Source organism: Agrobacterium salinitolerans (genome assembly GCF_002008225.1).
GTDB classification, from domain to species: Bacteria; Pseudomonadota; Alphaproteobacteria; order Rhizobiales; family Rhizobiaceae; genus Agrobacterium; species Agrobacterium salinitolerans.
Map to the genome: position 1 here is coordinate 144,195 of NZ_MRDH01000023.1, position 10,639 is coordinate 154,833.

A 10,639-nucleotide genomic window follows, 5' to 3' on the forward strand; every position below is an offset into this window, starting at 1 on the left:
AAAAGACATGCCCGTTCCCGATTATGCATTGCTGCTTGACCCACCCGCTTTTCCCGCGGAGCGTTACGCCATTCTGGCTGATCGACTGGCAGCCTTGATGGGCACGGGCAACGACGTCCTTCTCATACAGGCGGAAGCCGTGCTGGCACTCGAGGCGGCGGCGACGAGCCTTGCCCGACCGGGTCTTAGAGCGCTCAACATCGTCACCAGCCCCTATGGCGCATGGTTCGGCGGCTGGCTCAATAGAGGCGGCGCGACGGTGCGCAACCTGACGGCCAGTCCCGCAAAGCCGGTCACGCTGGAGGAGGTGGAGCGGGCGTTGAACGAGGGCCCGGACTTCGATCTTCTCGCCATCGTCCATGCGGAATCGGCAAGCGGCATTCTCAACCCCCTGCCCGCCATTGCCGCGCTCGCTCGGCAAAGGGGTATCGTGACCCTTGTCGACGCCGTGGCGTCCATCGGCGGCCATACCTTCGAGGTCGACCGGCTGGGCATCGATATCGCCGTCATCGGCCCGCAAAAGGCGCTGGCAGGCCCGGCCGGGGTTTCCGCCATTTCCATCAGTGAAAGGGCGTGGGATCTATTTTCGCATGGTAGGGCGCTGGAAAACTCCATGCTCTCGCTTCTGGACCAGAAAAAACTCTGGCTCGATGCCGGCCGCGGCGCGCTGCCCGGAACGCCCGCTCCGCTGGAATTCTACGCGCTGGAGGCCGCCCTCGACAGGATAGAGGCCGAAGGTCTGACTTCCGCCAACGAACGCCACGAAAGAGCGGCGGCGGCCACCCGGAGCGGCATCAGGGCGCTCGGTATCCTGACCTGGGTGGAGGAGGCGCACGCCTCCGCCCTCGTTTCCACGGCGATCCTGCCGGATACCCTGGAAGCCGGAGATTTTCTCGCGGCTGCATCCAAAAAACAGGGCGCAGATCTTTCTTACGGTGTCGGCCCCGGCGCTGAACGACTGATAAGGCTCAATCACACCGGTCGGCGGGCGCATCCGGAGGCTGTGAAAGCCAATATCGCGGCCTTCGCCAGCGCCCTGAAAAGCCTCGGCCATGCCGCAGATACCGATTCCGCGCTGGAAGCGGCCGAAAAAACCTATTTTGACTCTCCTGCGAACAGCGTTCAACGCCCCTGATAAACGTTCATTGCGCCGAATCCTGCGGCGTTGAAATGTCAGTCACGGCATTGTCGTTAAAAATGGTAGACAAATTCCCCGGCCAATCTTGACGAAATCATGGCAACGCGCGAAACTTAACACACTGTTAACTCGCGTGAAGAAGGGAAATGGCCATGGTAGCAGGTTTCAACATGCTCTCCTTTGACCTCTTTGGCATCGGCCGAAGGATGCCCGTCGTCAAGGAACGGATGGAGACCGAGTTTCAGGACAAAACGCCGCGCAGACCCGACGACGAGTCGCACGATGACGACCGCGATCAGGAATATGAACTGTTCTTCTGGTCGCTTTACCCGGTGATCTGATGCCTGCCTGGCAAGCTTTTAAACCATCGGCAAAATAGGTTTTCCGTTGCCTCATCGCTACGGGGCGCGTGGGCTACTGCGCCAGACAAGCGCCGTAACCTCGATATTTTCAGTTTACCGTCAAACCAAACGAAAAGCGGCCCCGGGAAAACCTCGAGGCCGCGCAAATCCGACGATGGATGTTAATGGTTGTCGCGCGGCAGGCCCTTGGTCTGGGCAATGCGCTGGTACTTCACGGCCGGTTCCAGAACCGCGCCGGTTTCCATCTGGCTGACGATACCGCGCTGGATTTCCTGCCATGGCGTCTGGTGGTCGGGGAACTTGTAACCGCCCTCGGCGGAAAGCGCCTCGTAACGCTTGGCCAGTTCTTCGCCAGAAATCAGGATATCCGCCTTGCCGCGGCCCACATCGATGCGGACGCGGTCACCCGTCTGCAACACAGCCAGACCGCCGCCGGCCGCTGCTTCCGGGGAAGCGTTGAGGATGGACGGGCTGCCCGACGTGCCGGACTGACGGCCGTCACCGATGCAGGGCAGCGAATTGACGCCTTCTTTGAGAAGATAATCCGGTGCGCGCATGTTCACCACTTCCGCCGCACCCGGGTAACCGATGGGACCGGCGCCGCGCATGAAGAGGATGGTATTGGCGTCGATCTTCAGCGACGGATCGTCGATGCGGTGATGGTAGTCCTCCGGACCGTCGAACACCACGGCACGGCCTTCGAAGGCTTCCGGATCGTTCGGGTTGGAGAGGTAACGGTTGCGGAACTCTTCCGAGATCACGCTCGTCTTCATGATGGCGGAGGAGAACAGGTTGCCCCGCAGAACGCGGAAGCCAGCGCGCTCCTTGAGCGGCTGCTCATAGGGGCGGATGACCTTCTCGTCTTCGATGATCGCGCCACGGCAATTGTCGCCGATAGTCTTGCCGTTGACCGTCATGGCGTCTTCCATGATCAGTCCCTGGGTCATCAGCTGGTTGACGACGGCGGGAACGCCACCCGCATGGTAATAATCCTCGCCCAGATATTCGCCGGCCGGCTGCAGGTTGACGAGCAGCGGCACGTCTTCGCCATAGGTCTGCCAGTCATCCACCGTCAGCTCGACGCCGACGTGGCGCGCAAGGCCGTTCAGGTGGATCGGCGCGTTGGTGGAGCCGCCGATGGCCGAGTTGACGCGGATGGCGTTGATGAAGGCGTCTTTGGTCATGATATCGGAAGGCTTCAGGTCTTCCTTCACCATTTCGACGATGCGCAGGCCGGTAAGATAGGAGACTTCCTGACGGTCACGGTAAGGCGCCGGAATGGCGGCGGAGCCCGGAAGCTGCATGCCCAGCGCTTCGGCAAGCGAGTTCATGGTCGTTGCCGTGCCCATGGTGTTGCAATAACCGGTGGAGGGAGCCGACGAGGCGACGAGCTTGACGAAGCCCTGGTAATCGATCTCACCCTTCGCCAGCAGTTCGCGCGCCTTCCAGACGATGGTGCCGGAACCGGTGCGTTCGCCCCGGAACCAGCCGTTCAGCATGGGGCCGACGGAAAGGGCGATGGCCGGAATGTTGACGGTGGCCGCCGCCATGAGACAGGCAGGCGTGGTCTTGTCGCAGCCGATGGTCAGGACGACGCCGTCGAGCGGATAACCGTAAAGCACTTCCACGAGGCCGAGATAAGCGAGGTTGCGGTCAAGACCGGCGGTTGGGCGCTTACCGGTTTCCTGAATCGGATGCACGGGAAATTCAATCGCGATGCCGCCGGCTTCACGGATACCTTCACGCAGGCGGTTTGCCAGCTCCAGGTGGTGGCGGTTGCAGGGGGAAAGGTCAGAGCCCGTCTGCGCGATACCGATGATCGGGCGATCGGACTGCAGTTCGGCCTGGCTGAGACCGAAGTTCATGTAGCGCTCGAGATAAAGCGCCGTCATGTCCGCATTCGCGGGATTGTCAAACCACGCGCGCGAACGCAGCTTGCCCTGAGTTGCAGGAAGATTATCAGATGTCGTCATGATGCGGGTCTCCAGCCGGAAGTGGCCAACGGTAAAATATTACGAAATGCGACAAGCTTATGTTGCGCACAAGGAAAATGGAATCAGCGTTTCGGAGATCACGCATAACCGACAGAGTGAGCCCAGACGAGTGGCATCGAGCTGCACTTCGGCTTTAACCGAATATTTTTCGGCATTTACGCCCATCGCGGGATTACGCAACGGAATCTCCCTCCCTCTTTTGCCGACTAAATTTCGTCCCGGGGGCGCGAAAGTTCCGGCAAAAATCGTTTTCTTATTTGTATTACTATTAGATAAAATCATATGCTGTCAAGCGCGGCGACACCAGAAGGCGCGGCAGACAAGATCGTTCGAAACGATAAACTCGAATTATACATCTAATTGATATTAAAAGTTAAATGCTAAAATTTGCAAATGAATATCGTGCCCGAAAATTCAATTATTCGAAAATGCCTCTTTTCAAGAGTATTACTATATGCTCATAGTGTTGGCGTCACGCTGACATCATCTCTGGGAGGATTAAGATGAGAAAAGCTCTCGCGACAGTTACTGTCGCCGTTTCGCTGTGCCTTGCATCAAGTGTTTCCGCACAATCGCTGACCGTCGGCTTCTCGCAGATCGGTTCGGAATCCGGCTGGCGCGCGGCTGAAACCACCGTCACCAAGCAGCAGGCGGAGAAGCGCGGCGTCACGCTGAAGTTCGCCGACGCGCAGCAGAAGCAGGAAAACCAGATCAAGGCCGTTCGCGGCTTCATTGCGCAGGGCGTCGATGCGATCCTGATTGCACCCGTCGTCGCAACGGGCTGGGACGCCGTGCTAAAGGAAGCCAAGGAAGAAAAAATCCCTGTCATCCTGCTCGACCGCCAGATAGAGGCTCCTGACGATCTTTACCTGACGGCCGTAACCTCCGATCAGGTTCACGAAGGCAAGGTTGCCGGCGACTGGCTGGTCAAGGACGTCGGCTCCAAGGATTGCAAGGTTGTGGAATTGCAGGGCACGACCGGCTCTTCGCCCGCCATCAACCGCAAGAAGGGTTTCGAAGAGGCCATCGCTTCCCACGCCAACATCAAGATCGTGCGCTCGCAGACGGGTGACTTCACCCGCACAAAGGGCAAGGAAGTGATGGAGAGCTTCATCAAGGCGGAAGGCGGCGGCAAGGACATCTGCGCTGTCTACGCCCACAATGACGACATGGCCGTTGGGGCAATCCAGGCGATCAAGGAAGCCGGCCTGAAACCTGGAACCGACATCAAGATCGTTTCCATCGACGCGGTGCCTGACATCTTCAAGGCCATGGCGGCCGGAGAAGCCAACGCCACCGTCGAACTCACGCCTGACATGGCGGGACCCGCTTTCGACGCCCTTGAAGCCTATCTGAAGGACAAGAAGGAGCCGCCGAAGTGGATTCAGACCGAATCCAAGCTCTACACGGCGTCCGATGACCCGATGAAGGTCTACGAGGCAAAGAAGGATCTGGGCTACTAAGCCATTTCTTCTGGGAAACGGCGCAGGAGCTGCGCCGTTTCTTTCGGTTGTGAAACGACGGGCGAAAATCCGATACTGAATGATTTCATGGAGCGAGCGGGTGTGGCCTGCTTCTTCTCCCCGCCGGGGAGAAGGTCGCGGCAGCGGGATGAGGGGGCAAGCTCTCCGAAATCCGGTAATGTTTCCCCCTCATCCGACCCTTCGGGCCACCTTCTCCCCGGCGGGGAGAAGAAACGAGCGGCCACCGCTCGCTTTATGTGATCATTCTGCGCCCTCGTGGCGAGACCCATTGCAATACGGAAACTGCTCTATGTCCGAAACGGCACCACTTCTGGAAGCACGCGCCATCGGCAAATCCTTTCTCGGGATAACAGCGCTTGATAGCGTTGATTTTTCGCTCGGACGCGGTGAAATCCATGCGCTTCTCGGCGAAAACGGCGCGGGCAAATCGACGCTCATCAAAATCCTGACCGGCGTTTATCACCGCGACAGCGGCTCGATCTTTCTGGAGGGCGCAGAAATTGCGCCCGCCAATGTCGGCGAGGCGCAGGCGCTCGGCATCGGCACCGTTTACCAGGAAGTGAACCTTCTCGAAAACCTGACGGTTGCGGAAAATCTCTTTCTTGGCCGCCAGCCCCACCGCTTCGGCATGATCGACCGCGCCTCAATGCAGAAGCAATCACAGGCGCTGCTGACGCAATATGGTCTTTCCATCGACGTCAACGCCCTGCTCTCCAGCTATTCCGTCGCCATCCGCCAGATCATTGCTATCGCCCGCGCCGTCGATCTTTCCGGCAAGGTGCTGGTGCTGGACGAGCCGACTGCCAGCCTCGACGCCCACGAGGTCGGAATGCTGTTCGGGGTGCTGAGAAACCTGCGCGCGCGCGGCATCGGCATCATCATCATCACCCATTTCCTCAATCAGGTCTATGATATTGCCGACCGCGTCACGGTTCTGCGCAATGGTCGCCTCGTCGGCACGCGCGATATCGGCAGTCTGCCGCGATCCGAACTCATTGCGATGATGCTGGGTCGCGAAATGCAGCACATCACCCAGGAACATCAGGCGGCGGACGATACCGTTATCGAGGGTGAACCCCCGATCCGTTTCGAAGGTTACGGCAAACGCGGCAGCATCGCCCCTTTCGATCTCGGCATCCGCCCAGGCGAGATCGTTGGCGTCGCCGGTCTCCTTGGCTCCGGCCGAACGGAAACCGCGTTTCTGCTGTTCGGTATTGATCGTCCCGATACCGGCAACGCGACGATAGACGGAAAACCGGTGACGATTTCGTCGCCCGAGGCCGCGATAGCGGCCGGATTCGGCTTCTGTCCGGAAGAACGAAAGACAGACGGCATCATCGGCGACTTTTCCGTCACCGATAATATTGCGCTGGCGCTGCAGGCCCGGCAGGGCTGGGCACGGCCGCTCTCCCGCCGGCAAAAAGCGGAACTTGCCGAAAGCTTCATCAAATCGCTCGATATCCGTCCGGCCGACCCCGAACGGCCGATCAAATTCCTGTCCGGCGGCAATCAGCAGAAGGCCATTCTGGCGCGCTGGCTCGCCACCCATCCCCGGCTTCTGATCCTCGATGAGCCGACACGCGGCATCGATATCGGTGCGCATGCGGAAATCCTGAAAATGATCGAAAAACTCTGCAGCGAGGGCATGTCGCTCGTCGTCATCTCCTCCGAACTGGAAGAACTGACCGCCGTCGCCCATCGTGTCGTCGTATTGTCCGACCGCCGCCATGTCAGCGAATTGAAGGGCGGCGAATTGACCGCCGACAACATCATGCGAGCGATTGCCGATGCGGCGAAAACGGAGGCGGCATGATGGCAGCAATGACACGACGCTTCAAACGACTTGCTCCGCAGCTTGCCGCGCTCTTCATCATTCTGGCAGCGATTACAATCATTTCTCCGGGTTTCCTGCATGTTTCGTTCCAGAACGGCCGACTCTATGGCAGTCTGGTGGATATTCTCGTGCGCGCCGCTCCCGTGGCTCTGCTGACCATCGGCATGACGTTGGTCATAGCCACCAAGGGCATCGATCTTTCCATCGGCGCGGTCATCGCCATCTGCGGCGCGGTTGCGGCCACGCTGATCAGCAATGGCCATTCCATTCCCTCGGTCATCGTCATCTCACTTGCGGTGGGCATTGCCTGCGGCCTGTGGAACGGCGTGCTGGTCGCCCTTCTTGACATTCAGCCGATTATTGCCACCCTGATCCTGATGGTGGCGGGACGCGGCATCGCCCAGCTCATCACCGAAGGCGTCATTCTCACCTTCAACAATGACAGCTTCGCCGCCATCGGCTCCGGCTCGTTCGCAGGCATCCCGCTGCCCGTCATCGTCTGGGTGGCGGCGGCGCTGTTGATCGGCCTTCTGGTGCGCAAGAGCGCGCTTGGTTTCCTGATCGAGGCGACCGGCATCAATCGCCGCGCCGCAGCTCTTGCCGGAGTTCAGGCGCGCTTCCTCTTGTTCTTCGTCTATGCCGTATCCGGCCTCTGCGCGGCCATCGCCGGCATGATCGTGACCGCAGATATTCGCGGCGCGGATGCCAACAATGCCGGCCTGTGGCTGGAGCTGGACGCCATATTGGCGGTGGTCATCGGCGGCGGCTCTCTGAATGGCGGGCGCTTCTCCATTACCGCCTCGTTGATCGGCGCCCTCATCATCCAGACCATCAATACCGGCATCCTCGTCTCGGGCTTTCCGCCGGAATTCAACCTCATCATCAAGGCCGGCATCATCATGGTCGTGCTGACGCTGCAATCGCCGGCAATCATCACGGTACTGGGCTTCGTCAGACCACCCAAGCCAAACGCTAAACCGGCCGCCGCCGATGGCATGACCAAGGAAGGAACCGTGCGATGATCCATAGCCGCAACCTGCCCTTCCTCACCACGCTGACGATCTTCGTGGTCGCCTATTTCCTCTGCGTGCTGCAATATCCGGCGATGTTCTCGACACGGGTGATAGGTAATCTTCTGACAGACAACGCCTTTCTCGGCATCGCGGCCGTCGGCATGACCTTCGTCATCCTGTCGGGCGGCATCGATCTCTCCATCGGCTCGGTCATCGCCTTTACCAGCGTCTTCGTAGCCGTGATGGTCGGCACCTATAATATCCATCCGCTGCTCGCCTTCGCCATCGTGCTGGCGGTCTCGACGCTGTTCGGTTGCCTGATGGGGGCGATGATCCGCTTCCTGTCGATCCCGCCTTTCGTGGTGACGCTGGCCGGCATGTTTTTGGCGCGCGGCGCGGCTTACCTCATCTCCACCCAGTCTGTGCCGATCTCGCATCCCTTCATCGATGCGATACAGGGCTTTTATTATCGCTTTCCCGGCGGCGGCAGGCTGACGGCACTGGCCATGCTAATGCTCCTCGTTTTTGCGGCGGGCATGTTGATCGCTAGCCGCACCCGCTTCGGCGCCAATGTCTACGCGCTTGGCGGCAACCCGCAATCGGCAGAGCTGATGGGCGTGCCGATCGGGGCGACGACCATCGGCATCTATGCGCTTTCCGGTTTCCTCTCCGGCCTCGCCGGCATCGTCTACACGCTCTACACCTCGTCGGGTTATTCGCTGGCGACGGTGGGGGTGGAACTCGACGCCATCGCCGCCGTCGTCATTGGCGGCACGCTTTTGACCGGCGGCACGGGGTTGGTGGCAGGAACCTTCATCGGCCTTCTGATACAGGGGCTGATCCAGACCTACATCGTTTTTGACGGAACGCTTTCTTCCTGGTGGACGAAAATCGTCATCGGTGTGCTGCTTTTCATCTTCATCGTGTTGCAGCGCGCAATCATCTGGTATTCAAACAGGAGACTGGCCGGACCGCATCCGGCATAATTGCCAAGGGAGGCTTGCTTGGGGCTGCTCGAAACGACGATTAGCGGGCGAAAACGCCGGAACAGCCACGCCCATGTGGTTTCCGAACTCGGCAGCGCCATCGTTTCGGGCAGAATTGCGGAAGGCTCCCTGCTGCCCAACGACGCGGAGCTTTCCATGCGCTTCGGCGTCTCGCGAACAGTGCTGCGCGAGACGATGAAGACGCTGGCGGCGAAGCGACTGGTGGAGCCCAAAGCGAAGGTCGGCACCCGCGTTCTCGACCGTTCGAGCTGGAACTTCTTCGATCCGGATGTACTGGGCTGGCGCTGCGAGGCCGGCATAGACCAGGAATTCGTCAAGCATCTGGCGGAAATCCGCCTGGCGCTGGAACCGGCGGCGGCAGCCGCAGCGGCCCTGCAGGCCTCCAATGACGACATCGTGTCCCTCTATGTCATCGCCGCCAAATTCGACAATCCGAAACATACGCCCGAAAGCATCGCCAAAGTCGATCTCGAATTCCACCTTGCCGTGGCGCATATGTCCGGCAATCCCTTCATGCGCTCGGCAAGCGGCCTGATTGAAGCCGCGCTGGCCATCTCCTTCCAGCTGTCGTCGCCAGCCGCTTCGACGGGCACCATCGCCGAAATCGCCTCCAACCATCTGCGCATCGTGCATGCAATTGCGGCGCGTGACGCGGATGCGGCGGTAAAGGCTATGCGTCACGTGATCGAGGTCGGCAAGGACCGCACGCAGAACGCGATCAAGACGGTTTAGAGCCCCCTCCGGCACGGAACCACAGTGGCCCGCTTCGCAGGCCGCTCTTCACGCAGCACGTGACATCCAGGCGTTTTCATGCCATAAAATCAAAATTCCTTAACCGATCGTCCGAATTTTAAGAGCTGCCATGAATGATGCCCTGACCGAGATGCTGCGTGGCCTGAGACTGGACGGCGTGGAATACGGCCGTTGCCGCATGGCGACACCCTGGGCGACGGCTTTTCCCGAACAGGACGCCGCACGGTTTCATTTCATCGGCGTCGGTCAGGCGAAACTGCAGAAGCCTTCCGGCGAATGGCAGACGCTCAAATGCGGCGATGCCGTGCTTCTGCCCAGGGGTCACGCCCATGTGCTTGCCAGCGGCGAGAATGTGACGCCCTCTCCCTTTGACCGGTTTGGCAAAAAGGAAGTTTGCCAGGGCATTTTTGATATGGAATGCGCCAGCGCGGGCGGCGATACCGTGGCCTTTACCGCCTCGATGCGGTTCAATATGGATAATCTGCACCCGCTGTTGCAGCTGATGCCGGATGTGATGCTGACCAGCGATCTGGCCAAAAGCGACCCGGCAATTCCCCATCTCTTGGACGCCATGGCGCGCGAGGTGGAGCTGAACCGCGTCGGCGCAGGCGGTATTCTGGCAAGGCTTGCCGATGTGCTGACCGCAACCCTGATCCGCACATGGGTGGAACATGGCTGCGGCGATTCCAGCGGCTGGCTCGCCGCCGTGCGCAATCCCGAACTCGGCCGGGTACTGGCCGCCATTCATCTCAACCCAGAAAAAGACTGGAGCGTGGAAGAACTCGCCTCGCTTATGGGTGCATCCCGTTCCAGTTTCGCGGAACGCTTCACCCGCATAGTGGGCGAAAGCCCGGCGCGTTATGTGGTGCGCGTACGCATGCATCAGGCACGGCTCTGGCTGCGCGAAGGCATGCGCGTGACGGTGGCGGCAGAAAAGCTCGGTTACGATTCCGAAGCCTCCTTCAGCCGGGCCTTCAAACGGGTGCTCGGTGCGCCACCGAGCCAGTTTCGCAGGAAAGATGCGGCCGGGTTGGAAGATGCGGCTTAAAAGCTT

The 10,639-nt window shown here is 59.9% G+C and carries 9 protein-coding genes; 8 read left to right on the forward strand and 1 reads right to left on the reverse strand.

Annotated elements, in window-relative coordinates; genetic code table 11:
• Positions 1-7: 7 nt before the first annotated feature.
• Positions 8-1,135: a pyridoxal-phosphate-dependent aminotransferase family protein gene (locus BS627_RS16520; RefSeq protein WP_077984262.1), complete on the forward strand. Its 1,128-nt coding sequence runs from the start codon at positions 8-10 to the stop codon at positions 1,133-1,135.
• A 149-nt stretch (positions 1,136-1,284) separates the two neighbouring features.
• Positions 1,285-1,479, forward strand: a complete 195-nt coding sequence (locus BS627_RS24635; RefSeq protein ID WP_077984263.1) for a hypothetical protein — start codon at positions 1,285-1,287, stop codon at positions 1,477-1,479.
• A gap of 182 nt (positions 1,480-1,661) precedes the next feature.
• On the opposite strand, the gene BS627_RS16530 is transcribed toward BS627_RS24635, so the two are convergent.
• Complete coding sequence (locus BS627_RS16530; RefSeq protein ID WP_077984264.1) at positions 1,662-3,473, reverse strand: IlvD/Edd family dehydratase; 1,812 nt, start codon at positions 3,471-3,473, stop codon at positions 1,662-1,664.
• Positions 3,474-3,997: 524 nt separating this feature from the next.
• Between BS627_RS16530 and ytfQ the strand changes: the two genes are divergently transcribed.
• The 6 genes from ytfQ to BS627_RS16565 all read left to right on the forward strand — a co-directional run bounded on the left by ytfQ (position 3,998) and on the right by BS627_RS16565 (position 10,633).
• Entirely contained in the window at positions 3,998-4,957 is a 960-nt protein-coding gene (gene ytfQ, locus BS627_RS16535; RefSeq protein ID WP_077984265.1) for a galactofuranose ABC transporter, galactofuranose-binding protein YtfQ, read from the forward strand.
• Between the two features lie 310 nt (positions 4,958-5,267).
• Entirely contained in the window at positions 5,268-6,791 is a 1,524-nt protein-coding gene (locus BS627_RS16545) for a sugar ABC transporter ATP-binding protein (RefSeq protein ID WP_077984267.1), read from the forward strand.
• Positions 6,788-7,834, forward strand: coding sequence for an ABC transporter permease (locus BS627_RS16550; RefSeq protein ID WP_077984268.1), 1,047 nt, complete (start codon positions 6,788-6,790; stop codon positions 7,832-7,834). The genes BS627_RS16545 and BS627_RS16550 overlap by 4 nt, the downstream gene beginning before the upstream one ends.
• The gene (yjfF, locus tag BS627_RS16555) at positions 7,831-8,811 is read left to right on the forward strand and encodes a galactofuranose ABC transporter, permease protein YjfF (RefSeq protein ID WP_077984269.1); all 981 of its coding nucleotides are present in this window, start codon (positions 7,831-7,833) and stop codon (positions 8,809-8,811) included. The genes BS627_RS16550 and yjfF overlap by 4 nt, the downstream gene beginning before the upstream one ends.
• An 18-nt stretch (positions 8,812-8,829) precedes the next feature.
• Positions 8,830-9,564 carry a FadR/GntR family transcriptional regulator gene (locus tag BS627_RS16560; protein WP_077984270.1) on the forward strand — a complete coding sequence of 245 codons (735 nt, stop codon included), beginning with the start codon at positions 8,830-8,832 and terminating at the stop codon, positions 9,562-9,564.
• Between the two features lie 130 nt (positions 9,565-9,694).
• Positions 9,695-10,633, forward strand: coding sequence for an AraC family transcriptional regulator (locus tag BS627_RS16565; RefSeq protein ID WP_077984271.1), 939 nt, complete (start codon positions 9,695-9,697; stop codon positions 10,631-10,633).
• The last annotated feature ends 6 nt before the right edge of the window (positions 10,634-10,639 follow it).